The organism is Acetomicrobium sp. (genome assembly GCF_059026225.1).
Genome location: NZ_JBWQOQ010000002.1, coordinates 287,533 through 313,248, shown reverse-complemented (window position 1 = coordinate 313,248; position 25,716 = coordinate 287,533). Strand labels below are relative to the sequence as shown.

Sequence of the window (25,716 nt, the reverse complement as noted above, 5' to 3'; positions counted from 1 at the left end):
GCTACGAGCTCGCCATGACAATTTTATCATCCCAATATCATGCAGCCATCGGTTACGATGCCAAGATGCCCATTAAAAGAAATCACAACAAATGGTCAATATTAGTCAATTCTTCTCTACTCTTTATATCGCTCTTTATATTGCAAATTCAGCCTTAAAAAATCATTTCATGGAAGGCGTGAAGACTTCGCAAAGGCAAATTGACTTTCTTGCATATCACATATTTCGCGAAGAAATTGTAATAAAAAAATGATGTGGTGTATTAAATTGCCAACTAGACAACGTGCAAATCTCGAGGAACGACGTCCTAATATCTAATTGTCCGTAAAGTTAAGTTTACAAGAAGGCGAGGCAACATCCCTACCTACATTGCGATCATCGAAACAGCAACGAAGCACGCAAAGTGTAAGAAGGGACTGACTAATATTGACCATCATGCGGGAAAAACTGAATGTATCACGCTTAAATAAGCACAATCTCGTGATGAGCAATTAAAAGCCGATCACGTTACGGGTAACAATTAAGGGATATTAAGGTGGGGCGCATACGCCCGCTAAAGCGAGGGTAAAGGGCTTGAATCTAGACAACCGCAGCTCGTTCTTTTAATAAAATATAGCCGCTACTCCCTTTCTTCTCTATAAAAGGGAAGCCCCAGGGCACTTGGAGCGCCAAGCATCTTTCCTCTTCCCTTGAAGACCGATATGACGACCAATACCGCGACTGTCAGGATATAAGGAAGCATCATGAGCAAAGGAGCAGGAATCGTAGTTCCGCCGGCCTGAATTCTCATCTGAAGGGCCTCTACTCCACCAAATAAATATGAACCTAAAGCGGCTCTAAGAGGATTCCATATGGCAAATATGACCAGCGCTACTGCTATCCATCCTCTGCCAGCCGTCATCAGGTCAACCCACATGTGACTGTAAACGACGGTCAGATAAGCACCTCCGAGCGATACCAGGCCTCCCCCAAGCAGCGTCGAAGCATATCTCACGGCAGATACCGATATTCCAGCGGCTTCGGCTGAAAGGGGACTATCGCCAACAGCTCTCATCATCAAGCCAAATTTTGTCTTGTACATCAAAAACCACACAACGAAAACGAGCAAATAGGAGATATAAACCATCACGTCTTGGCTGAAAAACACGGGTCCGACTACGGGAAAAGATGACAATCCAGGCAGAGCAACAGCTTGAAGACCTGCAATGGTTTCTCCCACATAGCCTCGCCCCAAAAGGGAACTTACTCCAGTACCAAACATGGTCATGGCAAGTCCGCAAATTACTTGATTCGCCTTTAACGATATGCATAAAAAGGCGTGCACGACGTTTACGGCCATGCCCACAAAAAAAGCTGCCACGAGGCCCCAAAAAGGTGATCCAGTGTTGTAGGTCACGATAAACCCCACGTAGGCTCCAATCAACATGATCCCTTCAAGTCCGAGGTTTAAGACACCCGATTTCTCGGTCATTATCTCACCCAACGTAGCGTACAAAATAGGCGTACCGCTTCTTACGGCAGCAGCTAAAATTGGAACGATCAATTCCATTGCGGGTCACCTCTTTCTGGAGATAAAGCTCACACGGTAATTCCTGAAAAATTCCCCTCCGAGCAAGAAAAACAATATCAATCCCTGCAATATCTGAACACTTGATAGCGGTAGGCGCATGGCTATTTGCAAATTTTCCCCACCGACAAATAGGGCTCCAAACAAGAAGGAGACAAAAATTATGGCCAAGGGATGCAACCTGGCCAGCCAGGCAATTATTATCGCAGTATATCCGTAACCTACGGCAAAGCCCGGTTGTAAACGCCGATGCAACCCGGCCATCTCTGCCATTCCAGCCAGGCCTGCTATAGCGCCCGATAAGAACATGACTAGTATTACATTTCTTGTAGACCTTATACCCGCGTAATCCGCCGCTTTTGGGTTTTGACCGCTCACCCTTATTTCATAACCCCATACCCCTTTTCTAACGACGATCCAAAGGATAAGGGCGATTATAACGGCAAAAAATATTCCAGAATGCACTCTGGTGGAGAAAAATTGATGTAAACGTGCGCTTTTAGGGAAAAGAGGCGTCATGGGAAAGCCTAAGCTGGTAGGATCGCGCCATGAACCGTAAACGAAATATTGTAACAAAAGTATGGCAACATAATTCATCATTAACGTTGTAATAATCTCGTTCACATTCCATCGGGCCTTTAAAAAACCGGCAAAAGCTCCCCACAACCCCCCAGCCAGTAAGGCCGATATCCCCATGCAGGCCAGCATGACCACAAAGTTGTCGACATATAAGTACCTGACAAAGGCCGTGCAGGCCAATGCCCCCAGGACAAATTGTCCTTCCGCTCCAATATTCCAAACTACCATAGTGAAAGAAAGCGCAACAGCCAGGGAGCACATTATGAGGGGTATCGTTTTTGCCACGGTTTCGCTCATGCCGTAAAAATCTCCCAAAGATCCGTCAATCATCATTTTATAAGCTTCCAAAGGGTCAACCCCCAAAAAATGAAAAACTAAAGCGCCGCTTGAAAAAGCCAGGACAATTGATGCCAAAATAATGCAAACTTCTTGCCATTTAGTTATATAAAACCTTTTCTCGATCTTAATCCTCATCGATTACATTTCCTCCCCCAACGCTTGTCGGTATACCCGCCATCATCAACCCTATCTCTTCTATGTTTTCGGCCTTTGGTTCTTCGATCATGCCCATGATCTTGCCTCTGTAGATGACGGCTAACACGTCGCTTAACGCCAAAAGCTCGTCTAAATCCTCGGATATCAACAAAACGGCAGAGCCGTCATTTCTTGCCGACAGCAGTTTTTCCCTGACGAAAGCCGTGGCCTTGACGTCCAATCCCCAGGTAGGATGCATCGCTATTACTACTTTTAGCTCTCCTGACAGTTCCCTTGCCAATATCAACTTCTGTAAATTCCCCCCGGATAACATCCTCACCGGGATATTGACTCCTGGCGTTAAAATTTCATAACTTTCCACCAAGGACTTGGAATCTCTGTAAATCTCGTCCCAATCTATAAAAAATCCCTTTTTGAAAGGAGGCTGCCAATATTTGCGCAGAGCTACATTTTCTGCTACGTTCATGTTTGGAACTAAACCGACTCCCTTGCGGTCAGACGGGATATACTTAACCCCCAGGTCAACCATCTGCCTTGCCGAGGCGTAAGTTACATCTTCGACCGTAAAATACAGTCTTCCGCTTTCGATCTTTCGCATCCCGGACAATGCTTCCGCCAATTCGCCTTGCCCATTGCCGCTTACACCAGCAATGCCCAATATCTGGTTTTCCCTCAAAGTAAAGCTTATGCCGTCCACGGCAATTAGCCCTTTGTCGTTCTTTACTACGATATCCTCGGCCACCAAAAGAGGTTTTCCATTCGACTTCGGCTTTCCCCCTGCTGCTCGGACTTCGCTGACTCCCGAGGTACCAACCATCATTTCGGCCAGCCTTTCAGGGGTTGCCTCAAATGTCTTCATGGATCCCACAACCCTGCCCCGCCTAAGTACTGTTATTCTATCGGCGATCTCAAAGACCTCCCTTAGTTTATGGGAGATGAAAACTATGCCGTAATCTTCTTCTTTCATGTGTTTTATGGTTATAAATAAATTCTCAATTTCCTGAGGGGTTAAAACGGAGGTAGGTTCGTCTAAAATCAATATATTCGCTTCATGATAAAGCATCCGCAAGATGGCAACGCGCTGCTGTTCTCCTATGGAAAGCTGCCACACGGGCGTCAATGGGTCTACGTCAAGGCCATAACGTTGTGAAAGCTCTTTTATCCTCTCACAAATAGCATTTTCATCAATTACGAACTTCATATCCTTGCTTCCAAGGGCCATATTTTCCCACACAGTAAGGCTCGGCACCAACATGAAATGTTGATGGACTATGCCGATTCCCCTAGCTATGGCATCCTTGGGAGAATGAAAGACAACTTTCCTGCCATTAACCACAATTACTCCATCATCGGGCTGGTATAAACCGCACAACACACTCATCAGGGTGCTTTTTCCGGCTCCGTTTTCCCCAAGTAGCGCATGGACCTCTCCGCACTTTAAGTCAAAATCCACTTCATCGTTCGCCTTAATGCCATAGAAGGCCTTGGTAATTCCGCGCATCTTTACTAAATAGCTTTCAGTCATGTCGCGACCCCAATTCATGAGGGGCATGCAGAAAATCCCTGCACGCCCCTTGCAATTTTATTTAGGAAGTTCTCCTTCCACTCCTTCAACGAGCCAATTCATGGACAACAAATCCTGGTCAGTAAGCTTTTGTCCCTTTTCGACTCGAATTTTGCCTTGATTATCCTTAATTGGACCTTCAAATACATCCCATTCGCCGGAAACAATGCGTTGTCTTTCGCTCTCCACAAGCTCCTTTACGCTTTCAGGCACATCTTTTCCGTAAGGAGCAATATCGACCATACCTTCTTTTAAACCCCACCATATGTCCTCAGGTTCCCATGTGCCATCTATAACTTTGCCCACCGTGTATTTATATACTACTCCCCAATTCCAAACCGGCGCCGTAAGGTGCTTTGTGGGAGCATACTTTGACATATCGTTGTTATAACCAATGACATATACTCCCGCCTCCTCGGCGGCTTGCGGGACTGCACCGGTATTGGCATGCATGCCCAGAACATCGGCTCCGGCATCGATTAAAGCCTTAGCTGCCTCCTTTTCCTTGCCGGGATCTATCCAAGAAAAGAGCCACACTACTTTTATCTTCACATTGGGGTTTGCGTGACGAGCGCCCAGTGCAAAGGCATTGAGTGCCCTTATTACCTCAGGAATGGGATGTGCTGCTACAAAACCGATGACATTTTTCTTGGTCATACTGCCCGCAACCAATCCAGTCAAATACCTTGACTGGTACATTCGTCCAAAATATACGCCCACGTTATCTGCCCTCTTAAATCCAGAACAGTGCATGAACATGGTATCCGGATGCCGCCCGGCTGCCTCCTGGACGTAGTCCATGTAACCAAAGGAAGTGGCGAAAATCAATTTCGCGCCGTTTCTGATGAAATTTTCCATGGCCCTCACGGAATCAGGCCCCTCGGGCACGGACTCCACGTACATAGTGGTCACACCTGGGAAAGCCTTTTCTACATCTAGTCTTCCTTGGTCGTGCATGTAGGTCCACCCGCCATCTCCAATGGGACCGTTGTACAACCAGGCTACCTTCAGCTTATCGGCGGGAATGGCTTCAAAGGCCATGAGAGGAGTGCAAAAAAGGGCCACCATCAAAAGAGCGACAATTAAAACGGACCTTTTCATCGTATTTCAACCTCCTTAAAAAAAGATTATAATTGTTAGTTAAAATTCTACCGTCTTTCTGGTTTTTAGTGAACCCCTCGGCTAAGCGAGGAGAGCCATTTGTCCTCTCTGGTAATCTAGAAATCTTGTTGAATTTCCAACCACGCATAACTAAGTTGTGGCTACGCTGTGGGGGTCGATTAATGCTAGAATACAATTACATCGCAATTTTCTATAACTTAACTTATAAAAAATAATAATACAAACATCACTTCTGTGAGGGGAGATCGCCTATGGTCAGTAAAAATCGTTATAAAAGAACTTTTCCAGTATCGTGGGACCAGCTTCACAGGGACAGCAAAGCCCTAGCTTGGCGTCTGATCGATAAGGGTCAGTCCTGGGACAAGATAATCGCTATCGTCAGGGGTGGCTTGGTTCCGGCTGCCATTATCGCCAGAGAACTCGATATCCACTACGTCGATACCGTTTGTGTGTCAAGCTACACTTTAAAGGAGCAGGGAGAGCTAAAGATAATAAAAAGCATAGAGGGCATTGACGGGGGAAATGCCCTCATTATTGATGACTTGGTGGACACCGGCAAGACCGCCAAAATCGTAAGGCAAATGTTGCCCGATGCTCATTTCGCCACGGTTTACGCAAAACCTGACGGAAAACCTTACGTAGACACCTACATCACCGAGGTCAGTCAAGACACGTGGATTTTATTTCCCTGGGATTCTGAAATCCAGTTCGTCGAACCGCTGATACAACGAATGCCTTAACCTTTATAAATCAATTTAAAAGCGCGTTTACCGTTACGTCTTTTTACAAAAATTATTTAAAACATTTATCGTTAATTTTTAATCTTTCTTCACTTTTACTACTTGACTACTTATTAATGCTAAAATATCAACTTGCTTTCTCTTGTTACATTTTACACATTCTGGCAAGATACCTCGTTTATGTCCCTGTCTTGAGTCCGGCTCTTGCCCTCATATTTAAAAGCTGCGGCGCTACCCTAGAGGCAAGGATGGCCGCCGCAGCTGCTTTTAATGCGTCTGCAGCCAAAAAGGGTAAGACACCTATCTTTATCGTACCAATAAAAGAAACTTCCTTGCCTATAACGAAGTTTAAATTTAGATATAAGCCTATTATTCCACACAAGTAAATCGCTAGAAGCCCTAAAAGGGAAGAACCAAGAAATCGAAAAAACTTCGCTTCTCCACTTGACACCTTACCAGTCACATAGGAGGCAAGTATAAAACCCACCAAATAACCAAATGTGGGTGAAAATAAGATGTGCGGGCCGCTTGCGCCCGCAAAGACCGGCAACCCGATCAACCCCATTCCAATGTACACGGCTTGCGACATTGCTCCCCACTTTGGCCCTAAGCACATGCCTGAAAGGAGTACAAAAAATACTTGTAGTGTCAAAGGAACGATGGGAAAAGGGATCCTTATCCAAGCCCCAACAGCCGTAAGACACACGAACAACCCAGCTAAAATAACCGATTTCGTTTCAAAGTTAAACACGAACGTCATCACCCTCGCAAGTTATTAAGCTCCTCTATCCAGCTCCACGTGAAAACCCAACCCTGCCCTACGTAACTTGAAAGCAATTCTTCTACCTCTTCGACCAAAAAGTCCGGAATCTTACCGTAAAGACGAACCCTTTCCGCGTACACGGCCTCCCAGCTGGAGTCATCGATTCCCATCGATTTGAACTGCGAGTATATGAGGCTCTGCTTATCGTAAGGCACATCAATCATTATTTCTTTTCCCTTAACCTTCCGGGCCACCCCGGCTGCTCTTATTGCTTCCCTCGCAGTTTGGCCATAGGCTTCTATGAGCCCCCTGACACCGAGCTTGATTCCTCCGAAATAACGAGTAACGACAATGACAGTATTGGTAATGTTTGCTCGTTCAATTTCACCTAAGATAGGCTTGCCCGCTGTCCCGGAAGGCTCACCTCCATCGGAATAATGCTCTTGAGGGAAATCGATGCCCACCTTGTAAGCCCAACAATTGTGCGTCGCATTGGAATGCTCTTTTGATATTTCCCTGATGATCTTTTTTGCCTCTTCCACTGACCCGGCAACCCTGAGGTGGCCTATGAAACGAGACCTTCTTATGGTCAACTCCACTTTTGCATTTTCTCTAGGTTCCAAATAGACGCTGCTTTCTGCCACTTATTCTTCCCATGCCTCTTTGAGTTTTTTATAAGTTACATCCAGGGCTTCCGGTATCACCTTGGTCTCCCCTACAACTGGCATAAAGTTCGTATCGCCTTCCCACCTGGGCACTATATGCACATGGACATGCCCCTCGAAGCCAGCTCCAGCTACTTTGCCCATATTTACTCCAATGTTGAAGCCATGGGGATTCATGGTTTTTTTGATGACTTTTATGCACCTTTGAACCAAGAGGTTTAACTCCAAAATCTCTTCCTCGCTCAACGCGTCGTAATCGCCCGTGTGGCGAAAGGGTGCCACCATCAAATGTCCGGGATTGTAGGGAAAGGCGTTTAACATTATAAATGCTTTTTTGCCTCTATATAAAATCAGCCTTTTCTCGTCTTCATTTTCCTTCACGAATTCGCAAAAAATACAATCCATATTCTTGGAACCCGATTCGGCAATATATTTCATGCGCCAAGGTGCATGAAGCACTTCCATGATTCATCGCCTCCATTTATCTTTGTTTCTCTCCAAGAAATGTTTCACGTGAAACATTTCTTGGAGAGGCTCACGACAGGTTATTCTGACAGGATTATAACATGATCATGAAATCTCAAATCTCGTAACTCGTAAAAAAAGCTTCAGCGCCTTAAATCAAAGGGTACCGGGTTTAAGCTGGTCCTTCAATCACTTTGCTTTGCCTAGATTCCATGAGAATAGCAATGGGACGTAGTATGGGAACATTTTCACATGTTATTTTAATCACGACTACGATGGGAACGGCCAACACCGCTCCAACTCCACCCCAAAGCCAACCCCAAAAAAGGAGCGACAGGAGAACAACTATAGGGTTTATGTTAAGGGCATCTCCAACAACTTTTGGCGCAAGCAGGTTCCCTATGCTCGTTTGGATAGCCAAGAGGGCAAGAGATGTTGTTACTGCAGGTCTAATGTCTGGATAAAACTGTACAATGGCCACCAATATCGGAGGGATGGAGGCAATAAGCGATCCAACATAAGGTATGAAATTCAATACAAATGCCAACACTCCCCAGTTGACAGCAAAATCTACATTTATTATGACAAGAGCAAGCCATACGGCAATGCCCGTCAAGGCACTAATGATAACGGTCGTAAGCAAATACCGACCAATTTGCTTTGAAATGGCGTTGACAATTTGCTGCACGCGATCTGCCGTTGTCGGTGAAAAGGCTCGCTTAAGCTTTTCAGAGGATGCCGGAGAACCTAGCAATATGAATATCAAAAACACTATGATCAGGAAAAGGTTGCTGATTAAAGAGATTGCCTTAGCCGGAAGGGCAAAAAGAAATGGGGTCAATCGCCTCCCCAAATCAAATTCCATTAAAACGTCCGTTGGTAAATTTGTTTTTTGGCCTATCTCTTGGACGATATTCATGAAGCGAGCATAATAGCCTGGAAATGCATTCACAAAAGGAAGTATCCTTCTATAAAGCAACGCAAAGGCCAATAAGCAAATAACTAAAAATAAGGTCAAAAGCAGGGAGACAGCCAGGCCTCGAGGTACTTTTCTTTTTTCCAACCTTAATACGGCCGGCTTAAATATAAATGAAAGCAGCCATGCTATGACCAAGGGCATGACAACGCTTCTGGCCGAACGTAAAACAGCACCACCTGCCACAATGCACAGGAAGCCCAGCAGTAGCAACGGGGCTTGATATCTATACCAATTCATTGTAAAAGCGCTATCCTTGGCTGTTTTAGGGCTATTGTGGTCACAATCAGGCATGGCCAAAACCTCCTTTGCCTTTACACCTAATATTATCATCCTTTTACATCTAATCTCAAAGCCTTTATCCTGTTTGCAAATAATTTGCAAACAGGATAAAATACACTACATGAACAAAAATATGGCAAGAGACATTTTAAGGAAAAAGGGTTTGGCAGCTACAAAACAACGTATAGCCATTTTTCTAAAAATGTGGGAATGCAACTGCCACTTTACCGCAGGAGAATTGCATCACCTGATTACTGAAAAGAAATGTGAAGAAACCATAGACCTTGCGACCGTTTACCGTACAATTAAAGCCTTCGAAGGCGTAGGTCTTATTAAGTGCGTGGCTGAGGCCGGAAATTGCCGATATTACAGCAAGGCGGACTCCTTTGACCTTCCGCATGCACACTTTCACTGTGAGGAGTGCGGAAAATTGTTTTGCATACAACCCATAGAGAAAAGTCTAAAAGAGATTGGAGCGCTAAAGAAAAAAGGGTTCCGGGTACATCGACTGCTGGTCACCGCCGAAGGCTTATGTACGGAATGTTGCAAAAAGGCACAGTCCGCTTCAGCTAGTGAAGGAGGAGCACGAGGTGAAGTATAAACGTTTTTTTGAAACTTTTTTCCTGCTCGCGATCATATTGATATCAACGTCACTTGCCAATGAGACTACGGCTTTTGGCAATGATAAGACGATAGCATTCACGTCAGTGCCGCCAATTGCGTACTTCATCGAACGCATAGGAGGCCATGAAGTTCAGGTGGAATCACTGCTAGGTCCAAACGATGACCCCCACGCCTTCGAACCAAAACCCAGACAAATGGTGGCACTTTCAAAAGCGCGAATTTATTTTTCGACGAACTTTCCTTTTGAGACAAACATCCTGCCAAAGATAAAATCTTCAAATCCAGATTTGCTCGTAGTAGACATTAGTTCAGGAGCCATAAGCATGGAAGATCACGATGAAAAATGTCAGAGCTCTGATCCGCACATTTGGACTTCTCCTCTTGTAGCATTAAAGATCGCGGACGATGTTTACCGAAGCCTCGCCATTGTCAGCCCAGAAGGAGTAGAGGTTTACAGAAAAAACTATCAGGATTTGTTAAAGGATATTGTGGCCCTAGACGAAGAGATATGGAATATTTTAAAAGCGGTGCGAGGCAAGAAATTCTTGGTCTTTCATCCGGCATGGGGGCACTTCGCAAGTGACTATGGTCTCATTCAAGTCCCGATAGAGGTCGAAGGAAAGGAACCCAAGGGAGCTCAGTTAGTCCGCCTAATAGAGGAGGCGCGGAGGGAAGGTATCAATGTGATCTTCGTCTCGCCTCAGCATTCAAAAAAGGGAGCTCAAGCCGTGGCAAAAGCCATAGGCGCGCAAATAATCGAGATCGATCCTTTGTCCAAAGACTGGGCTGACAACTTAAAGGCAGTGGCAAAAATCTTTTCGAGGGTGTTATAAATGTCCCAACAAAGGTCTCCTGCTTATGACATTTTATTCAAAGATGTGTGGTTTTCCTACAACAACTCCTTTGTGCTTCGCCAGGTATCCTTTTCAGTTCCTCCAAAGGAATTTTTGGTCATAATCGGACCAAATGGGGGAGGGAAAACAACCTTACTTAAACTTGTCTTGGGACTTTGCGTCCCTCGAAGAGGGGAAGTAAGGCTTTTCGACGGCCTTGAACCAAGGCAGGCCTTGCACTTAATGGGATATGTCCCCCAAAACACAAATTTTAATCTCGATTTTCCTGTAAGAGTGCTGGATGTAGTGCTCATGGGAAGGCTGCACGGTCTAAAGTGTTTTTATACCAAAGAAGACAAAGAGATGGCATATGAAGCCTTAAAGACGATGGGAATGAACGAATACGCTTCAGCCATGATGAGCGAACTATCGCAAGGACAACGCCAGCGCGTACTTATTGCAAGGGCATTGACCTCTCAGCCCAAGATTTTACTCTTGGACGAACCAACGGCAAACGTGGACATTGAAGCTCAAAACATCCTTTATGATAAGCTGCGAGAGCTCAACGAAAAGATAACCGTAGTGCTCGTGAGTCATGACATGACCGTCATCACAAGCTATGCAACAGCCGTAGCCTGCGTAAACGGTACCGTCTACTACCATGACTCCAACGAAATAACTCCCGAAATGCTTCAAATGGCCTATGGGTCTTGTCCAGTGGAGATCATAGCCCACGGCATCCCCCATCGAGTGTTGTCCAAACACAAGGGTGAGCGAGATGCTTGAAGCCCTTCAATATGACTTCATGCGCAACGCCTTAGCAGCAGCGGTCCTTGCCAGCTTCATCTGCGGCATAATGGGAACAATCGTGGTGAGCAAGCGGTTAGTCTCCATGGCGGGAGGAGTAGCTCACGCCGCCTACGGGGGTGTGGGCATGGCGCTTTTTTTTGGATTTACGCCACAACTTGGAGCTTTGGGCTTTGCTTTGGTCTCTTCTCTTTTTATGGCTTGGACGACACTCAAGGCGCAATCCAGGGCTGACACCATTGTGAGCATTACCTGGGCAGTCGGCATGGCTATAGGTGTTGTCTTTTCAGACCTCGCTCCCGGATACGGGGGAGACCTAATGAGCTATTTATTTGGCAGCATATTAATGGTAACCAAGAGAGATATAATCTTGATGAGTGTTTTTGCCTTGATTCTTTGTGTCTTTGTGCCCACCTTTTACGGACATTTGTTAGTCTATTCTTACGACGAAGACTATGCTCGCACCAGAGGAGTCCCGGTCAACTTTCTTCATTTTGCCGTCATAGTTCTCATATCCTTTTCAGTGGTCCTGATGATTAGAATAGTGGGGCTTATATTGGTAATAGCGCTTTTTTCCATTCCGCCTTACATAGCAGAAAGGTTTTGCCGCTCCTTAGTTGGCATGATGGCGACCTCATCTTTCTTGAGCCTCGTTTTTTCGCTAACAGGACTAACAGTGGCTTATAAACTTAACTTAACATCAGGCGCTGTGATAATTATCATTGCAGCCCTAGTTTACTTTGCTACAGAAATATTTCTCAGATACCGCAACTTGCAACGAAAGAAGGTTTGACCCAAACCTTCAGATTGCTCCTTTAACCCTCGGACGATTTTCATGGTAACCCCGAGACACCCAACTTAGGTGGGCCTATTGCATGACCTTAAACAGTTCTCTTAGTTGCACATAGCGTTAGTGGTGCTTTATAATGATATTTAGCATCCAAAAGTCTTTAGCCCATAGAGTGCATATAATACAGTTGCGCATCTTTAGGGTTGCTGCGGACTGTAATTTACTTAGCAGTCCGCATAGTGTTCTTGATAGATAGTCAATATATTTGCATGGGCGATACACTTAAACACGTTGTGGGACAAAAGACAAGACGGAGGAAGCTATATGATAAAGTTCATTATCAGAAGGCTTATACTCCTTATCCCTGTTCTCGTAGGCGTTTCGGTCATCGCTTTCCTTATGTTGCACTTGGCACCCGGAGATCCTGCGGAGCTTTTGGCCGGGCTTGAAGCTTCCGCGGAAGATGTAGCAGCCCTGCGAGTTCGCTTCGGCTTGGATAAGCCCCTCTTTATCCAATACTTTATGTTCTTAAAAGGCCTCTTTGATGGCAGCCTCATATCCCTCAAATACGAGATGCCTGCGGCGAGCGTCATTATTCCAAGGATTTTTAATACCCTTAAGCTTGCCTGCGCGAGCATCGTAGTAGCCGTAGCTGTGGGAACGGTAGCTGGGATACTTTCTGCTGTTCGACGCCACTCTATTGTAGACTATCTTTCGACTACGATGGCACTCCTTGGCGTATCAATGCCTGTCTTTTGGTGGGGACTCGTCTTGATTATGATATTTTCAGTATATTTGATGTGGCTTCCATCGGGGGGTATGGGCGGTTTACGGTATTTAGTCCTTCCCGCGATCGTGTTGGGCACTTCTTCTGCTGGAGTAATAGCTCGGATGACGCGTTCCAGCATGATGGACATCTTAAGGCAAGATTACATAACGACTGCCAAGTCGAAAGGCTTACCCTCCAGAATCGTGATCTACCGTCATGCTTTGAGGAATGCCTTGATACCAACAGTCACCGTGGTTGGATTAGAGTTTGGATATATGTTGGCGGGAGCTGTGCTCACAGAAACCGTTTTTTCCTGGCCAGGGGTAGGGAGATTGATCGTCGACTCAATTATGGCCAGGGACTACCCAGTAGTGCAGGCTTCTCTCCTTTTGGTAGCAGGCCTTTTTGTTCTGGTCAATTTGGGCGTAGACGTGCTTTATGCCTTCTTAGATCCGAGGATTCGTTATGACTAAAGCATCTGCCAAACGCCCGGCACATACTGCGTGGCGCCGCCTGAAGAAGAACAAAATTGCCATAGTGGGGCTTTTTATTGTGTCCCTCTATGTTGCATGTGCCATCTTTGCTCCCTATATATCCCCCTATGATCCCACCAAACAGAATCTTGCTAAAAGTTTTTTTTCGCCGGGTACCGAGCATTTTTTAGGTTGCGACGAATTTGGGAGGGATATATGCTCTCGCATCATCTGGGGGGCACGAATGTCACTTTTAATACAGTTAAGCTCAGTCATATTCGCACTCCTCATCGGGATTTTCCTCGGTGCCCTTGGGGGATATTATGGCGGCAAGGTTGACGAGGTGATCATGCGCTTCATGGACATATTACTTGCATTTCCGGGAATGCTTTTGGCCCTTGCCATCGTAGCAATGTTGGGCCCCAGCTTGAGGAATCTCATCATAGCAATCGGTATTTACTCTGTTCCACAATTTGCACGCATTACCAGAGGGGCAGTGCTTGCCGTCAGCGCAAACGAGTATGTCATCGGAGCGAAGGCAATAGGCGAAAGCGACGCGGCAGTGATTCTTCGCTATGTCCTCCCAAATGCCCTTTCTCCAATAATCGTTCAGACGACGCTTCGCATGGCTACGGTGTTACTTACAGCCTCAGGACTTGGTTTCTTGGGTTTGGGAGTACAACCTCCCAATCCTGAGTGGGGCACCATGCTATCAAGTGCTCGAATGTATCTTCGGTCAGCCCCTCATGTAGCTCTCTTTCCCGGCCTTGCCATTATGATCACGGTATTAGGATTTAATTTCCTTGGAGATGGCCTGCAAGATGCCCTAAATCCGAGGCTCAAGGAGTAAGATAGATGGAGCCGCTGCTTGAAGTAAAAGACCTTGCAACATACTTTTACACCGATGAAGGGGTAATAAAAGCCCTTGATGGCATTTCGTTTTCAATAAACGAAGGAGAGATATTGGGCCTTGTAGGGGAGACAGGTTGTGGCAAGTCTGTAACAGCTACCTCAATCATGGGGCTCATCCCCTCTCCTCCCGGCAAAATCGTACGAGGAAGCATACTCTTCAAGGGAAAGGTTCTGCTTTCTCTGTCAGAACAGCAGATGCGCCGCATCCGGGGGAAGGATATTGCAATGATTTTCCAAGATCCAGCGAGCAGCTTAAATCCGGTCCTCAGGGTAGGATTTCAAGTGGCTGAAGCCATATGGGCGCACCTGAAAACCCCCATTCGTGAGGCCATGCTCAAGGCTGTCGAGCTTTTCGGACTTGTCAACATCCCGGATCCGCATACAGCGGTTAACCGCTACCCGCACCAACTTTCGGGCGGCATGAAGCAACGAGTCATGATAGCCATGGCCCTCTCGCTAAACCCAAAGCTTTTGATAGCAGATGAACCTACCACGGCGCTCGATGTCTCCATCCAGGCTCAGATCCTAAGCCTGATAAAGATATTGCAACGAGATTACGGAAGCAGCGTGCTCTTGATTTCCCACGACCTCGGTGTTATTTCCACGATGGCCCATAGAGTAGCTGTCATGTATTCTGGGTTGATCGTAGAGCAGGGAAGGGTGGAAGGCCTCTTTCAAAGCCCTCTGCATCCATACACGCAAGGGCTGCTGGCGGCCATTCCCAGGGTCGATGAGGACATAAGCGAGCTTGCTGTCATAGAAGGCACACTACCAAACCCCATAAACCCTCCCGCAGGGTGTCGCTTTCATCCACGCTGTCCACGGGCAATGGAGATATGCAAGTCCAAAAGGCCTGCGTTTAAAGCCGTGAAGCCATACCATGAGGTGGCTTGCCATGCCTACGCTGATTAGTGCGGAAGGCTTGTATAAGCACTTTCCTATAAGGGGAGGCATCGTTACGTCAAAACCTGCCGGGTGGGTAAGGGCCGTGGATGGCGTTTCTCTCTCCGTCGAGGTGGGCGAGACACTGGGCCTTGTGGGAGAATCCGGCAGCGGCAAGTCCACCACGGGATTATTGCTTTTAGGGCTGATCAAACCCTCGGGCGGCAGGATCCTCTACGATGGCAAGTCGATTGAAGAATTCCTGGCAAGAAATCCTCGAGAATTTAGGAGGCGAGCTCAAATAGTCTTTCAAAACCCCTTCGCCTCCCTTAACCCACGCATGACGGTAAGGGATATTATCGGGAGGGGGATGAAGCTCCACGGTTTGGTAAAAAACGACAAGGAGCTTACGGAACGAGCGGCAGCAATCCTAGCAGAAGTGGGACTTAGGGAAGATCACTTGAGCCGCTATCCGCATGAATTTTCCGGCGGCCAAAGGCAACGCATAGCCATTGCTCGAGCACTTGCCCTTAACCCTGAATTTATCGTCTTAGACGAACCCGCGAGCGCACTTGATGTATCAGTGCAAGCCCAGATATTAAACCTGCTTAAGGATCTCCAGCGATCGCGAGGCCTTTCGTACCTCTTTATATCTCACAACTTAGCTGTGGTGAGGCATATAAGCCACGATGTGGCTGTCATGTATTTGGGCAAGATCATGGAAAGCTCGCCAAAGGAAGTCCTCTTTTCCCAGCCCCTTCACCCTTATACCCAGGCGCTTTTAAGAAGCATTCCAAAGATATCCTTCCCTCCTGAGGATATAGAAAACAAGGTCATAGAAGGGGATATTCCTAGCCCCATAAACCCCCCTCCCGGTTGCCCCTTCAATCCGCGCTGCCGTAAGGCTATCGATATTTGCATGATAAAGATGCCGGATTTTAGAGAAGTAATGCCAGGCCGATGGGTTACATGCCATTTGATTTGAAATCCTACAGAGGAGGGAAAAAATCATGTTGTTGAAAAACGTACGTACCTTTGCCCCTCAGGATCTGGGCAGTGTAGATATATTTGTTGGCTATAGCAAGGTGTTAGCTGTTGAAAGTAGCATTGGCTCCATGCCTATAGAGACAAAAACATTCGACCTATCGAATTTCATCCTCACGCCGGGACTCATAGACCTTCATGTACATTTTGCTGGGGCGGGCGGGGAAGGAGGACCGCTTTTCAGGGCAGAGCCTTTGAGCGTATCTTCGCTTTTGGAATCAGGCATAACCACAGCCGTCGGCTTGCTGGGGACTGACAGCTATGCCAGAAGTGTCATGGAAGTACTGCAGAAGGCTTACGCTTTGGAAGCCCAAGGTATATCGACGTATATATTCACAGGATCTTATAAAATTCCACCAATCACCATCACCGGAGATGTGGCCGTAGATATCATTGCCATAGAGAAGGTGTTGGGATTAAAAGCTGCTATAGCGGATCACCGATCATCTCACCCAACGGTAGAAGAGTTTATGCGCCTTGCTTCGCAGGTGCGCGTGGCAGGAATTTTGAGCGGCAAGGTGGGGATATTCCACTTGCACGTCGGCACCTGCCCCGATCCCCTTTACATCGTGCGGGAGACAAATAAAAGGACCTCCATTCCGCTGTATCACTTCCTGCCGACCCACATGAACAGGAACGAGGCAATATTGGAGGAAGCGCTAAAATTTGCCCTTGAGGGGGGAAATGTAGATTTTACGGCTATTAGCGACATGAATTGCCCTCAGGCATATGAGGCTGTGATACATCTTCTTGAGGCTGGAGTTCCGCTCGATCGCATTACTGTAAGCTCGGATGCGGGAGGAAGCTCTCCGCTTTTCGATTCCGAGGGTCATTTGTTAGATGTAAGGATAACTACGCCCGAAGACTTAATGACCCAGTTTTTGCGCATGCTGGATGTAATAGGGCCTGAAAAGGCACTCGCTGTCTTTTCGACAAATCCCGCCGAAAGGTTGGGGCTTGGCTGCAAAGGCAAAATAGAGGTGGGTTTTGATGCAGATTTCCTCATATTCGATAATACATGGAATTTGGCAGGCGTAGTGGCCAATGGCAGATTGGTTTGGGGTAAAATATAATCGACCATCGCAAGATCGTTTGTTTAAAAGGGGGAAAAAGAAATGAAACGTTTGGTTACTGTGCTATTATGCGTAGCATTTGGTTTTTTCGTCATGGGATCGTCATCCGCAACGGCAACCATGAAGCTCGTTATAGGGCAAGGAGTTGAACCTGTGGCGTTAGATCCTGCCGACGTGACTGACAATCCCTCGGAAGAGGTCTGTCACCATATATACGAAGGGCTTATAGGTTTTGACGAAAATATGAACATCATCCCTAAACTCGCTACGGATTGGAGCGTTTCTGATGACGGGAAAACGTGGACATTTCACTTGAAGAAGGGCGTCAAATTTCACTCCGGCGCTGACTTCAACGCCAAGGCAGTCAAAAAGAACTTCGATAGAATCCTTGCAGGCGGACTGAAAAGAAGTTCTCTTTATAAACCCGTCATCGGTGAAGTGAAGGTAATAGATGATTATACTGTGCAATTCATCCTGCCAGAATCGTTTGGCCCCTTCCTCCACACGCTCTGCCACACTGCAGGTATTATCGTAGACCCTACTTTAATCGATGCCAAGGCGGACATAAGGCGAAAGCCATCCGGCACCGGTCCGTTTAAGTTCAAGGAGTGGGCTGTCGGCGACCAGATAAAATTCACAGCTTTCGATGGCTACCATGGAGGCAGACCAAAACTCGATGAACTCTTATTTAAGGTGGTGCCCGAGGACACGGCACGCACAATGATGCTCGAAACGGGAGAACTTGATGTAGCCGAGAGGCTTTCTCCCTTTGACATCGAACATCTAAAAGCCCGTAAAGACTTGGTGGTAGAAATTGCACCATCTCTCCGCGTCATTTATATAGGCATGAATTGTCAAAAAGGCGTGACAAAGGACGTTCTAGTGCGTCGTGCCTTTAACTATGCCGTAGACAAAAAGGCCATATGCGATAATATTCTAAAAGGCATGGGCGTGCCGACAGATACCCCAATGTCCCCAATGACCAACGGCTATGCAGAAGTTAGAGGCTATCCTTACGATCCGCAAAAAGCCAAAGAACTACTTGCGGAAGCCGGATGGAAAGATACAAACGGTGACGGGATCCTCGAAAAAAACGGACAAAAACTTTCCGTAAACTTAATGACACCCCATGGGCGCTACTTGATGGATTTTAAGGTCGCAGAAGCAGTACAGGCATACCTGAAAGACATAGGCGTTGATGCGAAGCTCGTCACAATGGAATGGGGTACATATATTGCAACGCTCTCTAAGCCCTTGAATGAAAACGATGTGGACATGTACCTTCTTGGCTGGTCTCCATCGACGGGGGATGCCGATTGGGCGCTTCGCCCGCTGTTTCACTCCGCCAATTGGGCTCCCGACGATAACTACAGTTTCTACAAGAATCCCAAAGTTGACGAATTAATAGAGGCAGGTATGCGTACTGTGGACCCACAAAAGCGTAAGGAAATTTACAAAGAAGCCCAAGAGATAATAGTAGAAGATGCTCCGTGGATCACTTTATATTGGATGAACAATGTGACTGGTTACTGGAATTACGTTAAAGGCATAAAGATCATACCGCTTGAGATGACTTTTGCCCATCAAGCTTTCGTAGAACGCTAAAAATTGCAAAAGCATAATAAACGAAGGGCAATTGCCAGCCCCCGCTTTTTACGCCCTCACCACCAAGGGCGGCTCTATTTCAAATAGTGTGGAAAAATTTCTGTGGCAAGAACCCTAGCATCATCTTTCTGACGTAGACCTCTATGTTTCTAAGGCCAAAAGAGATTCGTTTTAGCATCTTCACCTTCGTATTGCATCCTTCGGTATAGGCGTTGGTAGTATTGTTGTCGAAGTAATTTAAGATGGGCTCACGCCATCTTTTAAGCGTATTTGCCCACCTTCGGGCTTCAGCGTCGTCAGAGGCCTTTAAGTTTATGATGACTAGCTCCAACTGCCTTAAAGCTTCTTTTTTGTCCCTTGCACTGTAAAGTTTCCTCAAAGCTTCCTTAGCCCAGTAAAAGTCCTTGAGGTTTGGGTATTGGCTTAAAAGCTCGTCTAGCTTTTCTTTTCCGCCTTCGCTTAACCGCTCAAATCCCACGAGGAATATCTTTTTGGGTATCCTTACTTTTCTTTTGTTACGTACGTCTTGTTCTATCCTCCTTGCCTCGTCCATGCGTCTGTTTCCGTCTGCTATGATGTGGAAATGGTCTACGACTACATTGGCTTTGGGGAAAAGCCTTTGAGCCAACTTTCTAAAGCCCTCCTTCATGTCTATGCATACTTCCTTGACCCTTTGGCTTGGGATCTTCTTTAAAAACTCCTCCAGGGTAGAAAGGCGATCGTCCTTTAGTATTCCAAGCACCCTCTTTGCCATTACGTCTGTCACCACTATCACCATGTCCTGATGCCTGAAACTGTGTTCATCTATCCCTAGGTGAAGTTCTTCTAAGTCGTCTATCATTGATCCCGGTAAGTCAGCCATCCTCACGAAGTCCATCAACACCTTTTTAATTTTGCCGTAGGATATGTGAAGAAGCTTTGCCACCTCTTTGAAGCTCATGAACTTTAGCAACCACAGTACCCACATCTCGGCCATATTGGTAAGCCTGCTCCTTGGCCTTAGGATTTCAAGCCTCCAAGTGAAGGTGCGACCACAGGACCTGCACTTCCACCTCTGCAGTCCCCATATTTCAAGATATACCCTCTTGCCACAGATAAAAGCATGCAGCACCCTTCTTGGTCTTGCATGGCCGTGTCTGTAAAGGTGCTTTGAGCCGCAATGAGGACAAAACGCCCTTTCCCCTTTGGCCTGAACTTTAATTACTACAAAATCTTCCTCTTTAACTACTTGTATGACCCTTAGACCTTCCAACCCAAGCAAATTAGTGATATCATTTAAATGGCCTTTGGCCATGGTGGTAGGAGCCTCCTTTCTTAATGGGTTTGGTTGGTTCTTACCACCATTATATTTTTAAGTCAAATTTTCCACACTAAAGATTATAGAGCCACCAAGGGCTTGACAATCGTCGATACGAGTATTATAAAAGTGGAAGCTTGAGTCACTATGTAAGGGCAGGTTTGAGCTATGGCATTCGACCTTAATGTGATTTGTATATCATGCGGCAGCAGTTCTTCTCGATCTTGGCGTTCTCGTCAAGAAAGGAAGAGGTGTTGCTTTAGGCCGCATGACATGAGGGTAAAATAGCTCAGTTTTTTAAACTAAAATTTTATTTAACTTAAAATAGGCCGGAGGCGACATCTTCCGGCCTATTTTTTATTTCTTTACTGAAGAAGGTGGAAACCACATGTATAGGGTATTGATCACGGAACACATTCATGAAGAAGGTTTAAAGGATTTATATGAGGTGCCAAAGATCGAAACAATCGTTCACCTTGGAATGTCTCGAGAGGAACTTTACGATGCCGTCAAGGACGTAGACGCCTTGATCACGAGAAGTGGCACAGCAGTTGACGCGAAGCTGCTGGATGCTGCTAAAAAATTGAAAGTCGTAGCTAGGGTAGGGGTTGGGGTAGACAACATAGACCTGGCTGCGGCAAGCAAAAAAGGGGTCATCGTGCTTAATTCGCCCACAGGAAATACCTTGGCCGCCACGGAACTGACCATGGGCATGATATTGGCTGTGGCAAGAAAAATACCTCAGGCTAATAACTCTTTGCTCGAGGGTCATTGGAAAAGGGAAAATTTCTTGGGGACACAACTATACGGAAAAACGCTCTTGATAATAGGCCTTGGAAGGATAGGCTCCTCAGTGGCAACTAGGGCCAAGGCCCTGGGGATGGAGATATTTTGCTACGATCCTTATATAAACCCCAAAAAGGCAGAAAACTTGGGAGTCAAACGCCTCGATGACTTGCGCGGGGCTTTGTCGTTGGCGGACTTTGTCACTCTTCACGTACCCTTAACGCATGAGACCAAAAATTTAATAAACGAAGAGACCTTGAGGTCGATCAAAAGAGGGGCTTACTTGATAAACTGCGCCAGGGGAGGAATAGTAGACGAAGGGGCCTGTGCAATGGCAATTAAAGAGGGCAGGCTTGCCGGCGCAGCCTTTGACGTGCATACAGTTGAACCGCCGAAGGAAAGCCCTCTTTTTGATCCTGAACTTAGGGGAAAGGTAGTGGTAACTCCCCACATAGGTGCGAACACAAAGGAGGCTCAACAAGCCGTTGCCGAAATCGTCGTAAAAAACCTCATAAAAGCTTTGTCAGGCGAGCCCTACGAGAATGCCGTAAATCTTCCCTACATGGAAAACAAGATGACACTTCAAGAAAGAGAATTTTTATCCCTGGCTCGAAGGATAGGCATGATCGCTGCTTGCGTGCTCAAAGAACATATTGAGCAAATAACGGTAAGCATGGCCGGTCCCTTATTTGAGGAAGTAGAAATAAACCTGCCCTTCGAGGTGCCTTACAGATATATGCCCTTCACTGCAGCTGCCTTAAAGGGGTTGCTTGAGGTTAGATTGGGACCTGAAGTAAACGCCATGTCGGCACCGCTTCTGGCAAGAGAGCAGGGAGTAAACGTCTTTGAGAGTCGCACCGAGGCCAGGACCTATAAAAACGTCCTATCGGTAGAGGTAAAATCACGAGACAAAGCTTTTTCCATGGAGGGGACCGTTACGGAAGAAAACAAAAAGCGCATAGTGCGAGTTGACGGTTACGAGATCGATTTCGTGCCCGAAGGATGGGTTTTACTTTTTTCAAATCACGATAGGCCTGGCGTCATAGGAAAGATTGGAACGTTATTGGGAAATTATGACGTAAACATCGCAAATTTCGCCTTGGGGAGAAAAAACGGAAGCGGCCTGGCCATTGCCGCCCTACAGCTGGATAGCAGCGTCCCAAAAGATATCATGGACAAGATACAAAAGGATGCCGATTTACTGTGGGCGCACTTAATAAACCTTAACGGAGAGTGAAGAAATTGCGGTTTTATCTGATACGACACGGAGAAACTGATTGGAACGCTCAGGGTAGATTTCAAGGAAGAAAGGACATTGGTTTAAACGACGAGGGAACGTCGCAAGCCCAATTGACATCAAAGGTAGCCTCAAAAATCGGAAAAGCTGTTATATGGTGCAGCCCTTTATCAAGAGCGTTACACACGGCAAAGCCTTTAGCGCAAAAGGGAGGATACGAAATATTTATCGAAGAAAACCTCATTGAAATAGATCACGGCAAGTGGGAAGGCTTACATGCCGAAGAAGTGAAGCGCTTTTTCCCAGAGTCCTTCGAGTTATGGCATAAACAACCTGATAAAATTCTAATGCCTGGGGGAGAAAGCCTGCAAGAGGTGCAAGAACGCGCCCTCGTTGCACTGTCTAAGATCAAACAGAATGGAAAAGAGCAAGCGATCATCATAAGTCATGACGCAGTATTAAAATGCCTTCTATGCCACTGGCTTGAGCTCCCCCTTTCGAGCTTTTGGCGCTTTAGGCTTGCTAATTGCAGCGTATCCATTGTCGAAGAAGAAAATGGCCAAGTGACGATTCCCATGCTAGGCGATATATGCCACTTGAAGAAAGGATGGACGTGGTCAATTCAAAGGGGACTTTAAACATCTTCGAAGCCTTTACAAAACGACCGTGGGCAAGTCGCCAGCGATTATGGCCTGCCTTATTGGCAATTAGGCGACCACATCCAAAAGTGTCACCCCAGGTCCGTCGCTTATGTCTCCTTTTACAAGCCTTAAATTTCATTTTGAATCTCCTCGAAGTTGGTCCACTATTGACTTGATCATCTTCCAGCATTGCAGCAGCCCTAACACCGCACCGATCAAAGCTCCCCATACAGGGGTTGATTGGGCCAAATCATATTTATTCTCGAAATATAGACCCGCGTAGTAACCAAGCAAAATAAACCCAACGATTAGCAGGCCCGAGGACACTATTTTCGTGAATATCACTAAATCCTTGACATCAAACTTAAAGTTCATGGAAAGCTACACGCCTTCGTCAAAGAGTGACTCGATATATTTTTCCAGGAAACTAATTATTTTATTGACCTTCAGGTCATCTAAACCTCCTATTATCACTTTACTATCGTCTTCTGACTTTTTGACCACTATCTTAAGGCCTAGCTTTCGGCCCAGCGGCAATTCCACTGTGGCAGAGCTCCTTTGTTTCCGATCCGGTGTTTTTTTAACCCTGTTTATCTCCTTTTCGAGCCTGCGCACAGACCAGGAATGGGCGACGCACTTTCGTGCAAGTGCGATTTGTTCCTCCTTCGAGGCCAATCCCAAAAGGATTCGCGCATGTCCTTCAGATAATTTTTCTTCCTCCAACAACTTTTGTATTTCAAGGGGCAAATCGAGCAACCTAAGCTTGTTTGACACGGCAGGACGACTCCAGCCCAAGCGAGAAGCTATCTCCCCATGAGTCATGCCGAAACGGTCAATCATCTCAGCAAGCGAGCGAGCCACTTCAATGGAGGATAAATCTTCCCTTTGCAAGTTCTCGACCAAAGCGACCTCAAGGGATTCGACGTCGCTTAAATCAGTCATCACGACGGGAACTTCCGTCAACCCCGCAAGTTTTGCCGCTTTCAATCGCCTCTCTCCAGCAACTATCTCGTAGCCTTCTTTCGAGCGCCTAACTATCAAGGGTTGCAGGATCCCGTGTTCTTTAATGGATTGAGCCAAAGATTTTAAGCCTTCGTCGCTCATGTTTTGCCTCGGCTGAAAGGAAGAAGTTTTAATTTCATCTATGGGTAAAAGACCCCTGTCTTTCTGTTGGCTTATAACTTCATCCTTAACGGAGGAAGCAAATAGGGCATCCAAACCCCTTCCTAAGGCCTTTTTTGATTTAGCCACCTTTCCTCCACCTCCTCGGCCAAAGACATATAGGCCATTGAGCCAACACACTGGGGATCGTAATAAATGATGGGCTGACCATAGCTTGGAGCTTCAGAGATTCGGACGTTTCGAGGTATTACCGAAGAAAACACAACCCCTGGGAATTGTCTTCGTACTTCGTCCGCAACCTCTTTGGACAGGTTCGTCCTGGCGTCGTACATGGTTAAAATGACTCCCCCAATGTGCAGCTTTTCATTTAAATGGTGCCTTATCAGTTCAATCGTACCAACCAGCTGCGACAAGCCTTCCAGTGCATAATATTCGCATTGTATGGGAACGATCACTGTTTCCGCAGCCGCTAAAGCATTGACCGTCAAAAGACCCAGCGAGGGAGGGCAGTCTATGAAAACGAGGTCAAAGTCTTTCAAATCAGATAAAGCCCTGACTAGCCTGGTCTCCCGACTCAGCAACCCAACCAACTCGACCTCCGCTCCGGCAAGTTCTAGTCTGGCGGGCAAAATGGAAACGCCCTTCCATGGCGTAGAGCAAAGGGCATCTCTAGGCTTCAGGTCATTGATCAATACATCATACACGCTGTGGGACAACTTGCTCTTATCGAGCCCTAAACCGCTTGTGCTGTGGCCTTGTGGATCCATGTCAACTATGAGCACCTTTCTTCCCTTGTACCCCAAGGCGGCCGCTATGTTCACACAGGAAGTAGTCTTGCCCACTCCACCTTTTTGATTTGCGATAGCTATAATTCGCAAAAACTTCACCTCCACCACGGCCTTTTTTCGGGGATTCCAACTCTCCTGGGAAGTTTTATTTCGGCATCGCTGGCCTTCTGCCACGTAAAAATAAATAACCTCTTACCAGATACGTCGTATCCCCAAATTTCAAGCCCAGACCATCCCAGTATCTTTTCCTTGCCGTGAAATTCCCTTAATTCTTCGAATGCACGAGGCCCCTTGAAAGCAATGCATCTCCCTCCAATTTTTACAAAGGGAGAAAAGTACTCGAGCAAAACTCCCAAATGGGCAACGGCACGTGCTGTAGCAACGTCATACTTTTCTTGGTTCAGGCTAGCGAACTCTTCAGCCCTAGCACAGCAAACTTGGACATTTTCTAGGCTTAAGATTCTCACAATATCTTCAAGCGCCGCGCATTTCTTCTTAACGCTATCCAAAAGGACCACCGAAACGTCGTTCCTACATATAGCCCAAACAATCCCTGGCAACCCGCCTCCCGTTCCAACGTCAATAACTTTCGCTTTAAGGGGCAACAATGGAAGCGCCATGGCACAATCTATTATATGTTCATCGAAAATATCCCGATAATCGATCGAACCAGTCAGCCTTGCGCGTACATTGGCTTTCGATAGGACGTCAGCATAATCCATCAATTTTTCTCTGTTAGCGTTAATTAGCTTTTCCGCGACATCTCGCGGTATCTCCTTTATTTTAGTCTTCACTGACCCCTTCACCTCATATTG

26 protein-coding genes are annotated in these 25,716 nt (G+C 46.4%); 13 read left to right on the top strand and 13 right to left on the bottom strand.

All coding sequences use genetic code 11. From position 1 onward, the window contains the following. Nucleotides 1–619: 619 nt before the first annotated feature. Genes AC5SXE_RS02600 through AC5SXE_RS02585 form a run of 4 tightly spaced genes read right to left on the bottom strand, consistent with a single transcriptional unit; the run spans nucleotide 620 to nucleotide 5,306 of the window. On the bottom strand, nucleotides 620–1,549 hold the full coding sequence (locus tag AC5SXE_RS02600; RefSeq protein WP_310848299.1) for an ABC transporter permease: 930 nt from the start codon (nucleotides 1,547–1,549) through the stop codon (nucleotides 620–622). A 6-nt stretch (nucleotides 1,550–1,555) separates the two neighbouring features. Then, nucleotides 1,556–2,620, bottom strand: coding sequence for an ABC transporter permease (locus tag AC5SXE_RS02595; protein WP_310848301.1), 1,065 nt, complete (start codon nucleotides 2,618–2,620; stop codon nucleotides 1,556–1,558). Beyond that, nucleotides 2,610–4,166 carry an ABC transporter ATP-binding protein gene (locus AC5SXE_RS02590; protein WP_310848302.1) on the bottom strand — a complete coding sequence of 519 codons (1,557 nt, stop codon included), beginning with the start codon at nucleotides 4,164–4,166 and terminating at the stop codon, nucleotides 2,610–2,612. The genes AC5SXE_RS02595 and AC5SXE_RS02590 overlap by 11 nt, the downstream gene beginning before the upstream one ends. A gap of 57 nt (nucleotides 4,167–4,223) precedes the next feature. Beyond that, nucleotides 4,224–5,306 carry a BMP family ABC transporter substrate-binding protein gene (locus tag AC5SXE_RS02585; RefSeq protein ID WP_310848304.1) on the bottom strand — a complete coding sequence of 361 codons (1,083 nt, stop codon included), beginning with the start codon at nucleotides 5,304–5,306 and terminating at the stop codon, nucleotides 4,224–4,226. 272 nt (nucleotides 5,307–5,578) lie between these two features. On the opposite strand from AC5SXE_RS02585, the gene gpt reads away from it, so the two are divergent. Further along, nucleotides 5,579–6,067 (top strand): xanthine phosphoribosyltransferase, encoded by a 489-nt coding sequence (gene gpt / locus AC5SXE_RS02580; protein ID WP_310848306.1) that lies wholly within the window; start codon nucleotides 5,579–5,581, stop codon nucleotides 6,065–6,067. Nucleotides 6,068–6,245: 178 nt separating this feature from the next. Here gpt and AC5SXE_RS02575 read toward each other — a convergent pair whose 3' ends face one another. The 4 genes from AC5SXE_RS02575 to AC5SXE_RS02560 all read right to left on the bottom strand — a co-directional run bounded on the left by AC5SXE_RS02575 (nucleotide 6,246) and on the right by AC5SXE_RS02560 (nucleotide 9,230). After that, a complete protein-coding gene (locus tag AC5SXE_RS02575) occupies nucleotides 6,246–6,818 on the bottom strand; it encodes a biotin transporter BioY (RefSeq protein ID WP_310848308.1) in 573 nt (190 codons plus the stop codon). Between the two features lie 8 nt (nucleotides 6,819–6,826). Next, complete coding sequence (locus AC5SXE_RS02570) at nucleotides 6,827–7,474, bottom strand: IMPACT family protein (protein ID WP_310848310.1); 648 nt, start codon at nucleotides 7,472–7,474, stop codon at nucleotides 6,827–6,829. Continuing rightward, entirely contained in the window at nucleotides 7,475–7,960 is a 486-nt protein-coding gene (locus tag AC5SXE_RS02565; RefSeq protein ID WP_310848312.1) for an HIT family protein, read from the bottom strand. It abuts the gene before it with no gap. 172 nt (nucleotides 7,961–8,132) lie between these two features. Next, nucleotides 8,133–9,230, bottom strand: coding sequence for an AI-2E family transporter (locus AC5SXE_RS02560; protein WP_310848314.1), 1,098 nt, complete (start codon nucleotides 9,228–9,230; stop codon nucleotides 8,133–8,135). Between the two features lie 109 nt (nucleotides 9,231–9,339). Here AC5SXE_RS02560 and AC5SXE_RS02555 point away from each other — a divergent pair, with 109 nt between their 5' ends. The 10 genes from AC5SXE_RS02555 (at nucleotide 9,340) to AC5SXE_RS02510 (ending at nucleotide 19,030) form a co-directional block, all read left to right on the top strand. Then, entirely contained in the window at nucleotides 9,340–9,819 is a 480-nt protein-coding gene (locus tag AC5SXE_RS02555) for a Fur family transcriptional regulator (RefSeq protein ID WP_493916495.1), read from the top strand. Beyond that, complete coding sequence (locus AC5SXE_RS02550) at nucleotides 9,809–10,675, top strand: metal ABC transporter solute-binding protein, Zn/Mn family (protein ID WP_493916494.1); 867 nt, start codon at nucleotides 9,809–9,811, stop codon at nucleotides 10,673–10,675. Before AC5SXE_RS02555 ends, AC5SXE_RS02550 begins: the two co-directional genes overlap by 11 nt. Next, on the top strand, nucleotides 10,676–11,461 hold the full coding sequence (locus tag AC5SXE_RS02545; RefSeq protein ID WP_310848318.1) for a metal ABC transporter ATP-binding protein: 786 nt from the start codon (nucleotides 10,676–10,678) through the stop codon (nucleotides 11,459–11,461). Further along, a complete protein-coding gene (locus AC5SXE_RS02540; RefSeq protein ID WP_310848320.1) occupies nucleotides 11,454–12,275 on the top strand; it encodes a metal ABC transporter permease in 822 nt (273 codons plus the stop codon). Before AC5SXE_RS02545 ends, AC5SXE_RS02540 begins: the two co-directional genes overlap by 8 nt. A 321-nt stretch (nucleotides 12,276–12,596) precedes the next feature. Next, nucleotides 12,597–13,514, top strand: a complete 918-nt coding sequence (locus AC5SXE_RS02535; RefSeq protein ID WP_310848323.1) for an ABC transporter permease — start codon at nucleotides 12,597–12,599, stop codon at nucleotides 13,512–13,514. Then, nucleotides 13,507–14,364 carry an ABC transporter permease gene (locus AC5SXE_RS02530; RefSeq protein ID WP_493916493.1) on the top strand — a complete coding sequence of 286 codons (858 nt, stop codon included), beginning with the start codon at nucleotides 13,507–13,509 and terminating at the stop codon, nucleotides 14,362–14,364. The genes AC5SXE_RS02535 and AC5SXE_RS02530 overlap by 8 nt, the downstream gene beginning before the upstream one ends. A 5-nt stretch (nucleotides 14,365–14,369) precedes the next feature. Further along, nucleotides 14,370–15,338 carry an ABC transporter ATP-binding protein gene (locus AC5SXE_RS02525; protein WP_310848326.1) on the top strand — a complete coding sequence of 323 codons (969 nt, stop codon included), beginning with the start codon at nucleotides 14,370–14,372 and terminating at the stop codon, nucleotides 15,336–15,338. Continuing rightward, on the top strand, nucleotides 15,322–16,293 hold the full coding sequence (locus tag AC5SXE_RS02520) for an ABC transporter ATP-binding protein (protein ID WP_493916492.1): 972 nt from the start codon (nucleotides 15,322–15,324) through the stop codon (nucleotides 16,291–16,293). Before AC5SXE_RS02525 ends, AC5SXE_RS02520 begins: the two co-directional genes overlap by 17 nt. A 25-nt stretch (nucleotides 16,294–16,318) precedes the next feature. Next, complete coding sequence (gene iadA / locus AC5SXE_RS02515) at nucleotides 16,319–17,425, top strand: beta-aspartyl-peptidase (RefSeq protein WP_493916491.1); 1,107 nt, start codon at nucleotides 16,319–16,321, stop codon at nucleotides 17,423–17,425. Nucleotides 17,426–17,467: 42 nt separating this feature from the next. Further along, nucleotides 17,468–19,030, top strand: a complete 1,563-nt coding sequence (locus tag AC5SXE_RS02510) for a glutathione ABC transporter substrate-binding protein (protein ID WP_493916490.1) — start codon at nucleotides 17,468–17,470, stop codon at nucleotides 19,028–19,030. 79 nt (nucleotides 19,031–19,109) lie between these two features. On the opposite strand, the gene AC5SXE_RS02505 is transcribed toward AC5SXE_RS02510, so the two are convergent. Beyond that, nucleotides 19,110–20,324, bottom strand: coding sequence for an ISL3 family transposase (locus tag AC5SXE_RS02505; protein WP_310846065.1), 1,215 nt, complete (start codon nucleotides 20,322–20,324; stop codon nucleotides 19,110–19,112). A gap of 391 nt (nucleotides 20,325–20,715) precedes the next feature. Here AC5SXE_RS02505 and serA point away from each other — a divergent pair, with 391 nt between their 5' ends. Together serA and AC5SXE_RS02495 are read left to right on the top strand one after the other, a co-directional pair. Continuing rightward, nucleotides 20,716–22,350, top strand: a complete 1,635-nt coding sequence (gene serA / locus AC5SXE_RS02500) for a phosphoglycerate dehydrogenase (RefSeq protein WP_493916489.1) — start codon at nucleotides 20,716–20,718, stop codon at nucleotides 22,348–22,350. Next, nucleotides 22,347–22,988, top strand: coding sequence for a histidine phosphatase family protein (locus AC5SXE_RS02495; RefSeq protein WP_493916488.1), 642 nt, complete (start codon nucleotides 22,347–22,349; stop codon nucleotides 22,986–22,988). Before serA ends, AC5SXE_RS02495 begins: the two co-directional genes overlap by 4 nt. 138 nt (nucleotides 22,989–23,126) lie before the next feature. Here the strand turns inward: AC5SXE_RS02495 and AC5SXE_RS02490 are convergent, their stop codons facing one another. From AC5SXE_RS02490 to rsmG, 4 genes are read right to left on the bottom strand one after another with little or no spacing between them, the layout of a single operon-like run. Continuing rightward, nucleotides 23,127–23,366: a sodium-dependent proline transporter gene (locus AC5SXE_RS02490; RefSeq protein ID WP_310848336.1), complete on the bottom strand. Its 240-nt coding sequence runs from the start codon at nucleotides 23,364–23,366 to the stop codon at nucleotides 23,127–23,129. 6 nt (nucleotides 23,367–23,372) lie between these two features. Continuing rightward, nucleotides 23,373–24,242, bottom strand: a complete 870-nt coding sequence (locus tag AC5SXE_RS02485; RefSeq protein WP_310848339.1) for a ParB/RepB/Spo0J family partition protein — start codon at nucleotides 24,240–24,242, stop codon at nucleotides 23,373–23,375. Beyond that, on the bottom strand, nucleotides 24,218–24,991 hold the full coding sequence (locus tag AC5SXE_RS02480) for a ParA family protein (RefSeq protein ID WP_310848341.1): 774 nt from the start codon (nucleotides 24,989–24,991) through the stop codon (nucleotides 24,218–24,220). Before AC5SXE_RS02480 ends, AC5SXE_RS02485 begins: the two co-directional genes overlap by 25 nt. 5 nt (nucleotides 24,992–24,996) lie before the next feature. Continuing rightward, entirely contained in the window at nucleotides 24,997–25,695 is a 699-nt protein-coding gene (rsmG, locus tag AC5SXE_RS02475) for a 16S rRNA (guanine(527)-N(7))-methyltransferase RsmG (RefSeq protein WP_493916487.1), read from the bottom strand. Nucleotides 25,696–25,716: the final 21 nt, after the last annotated feature.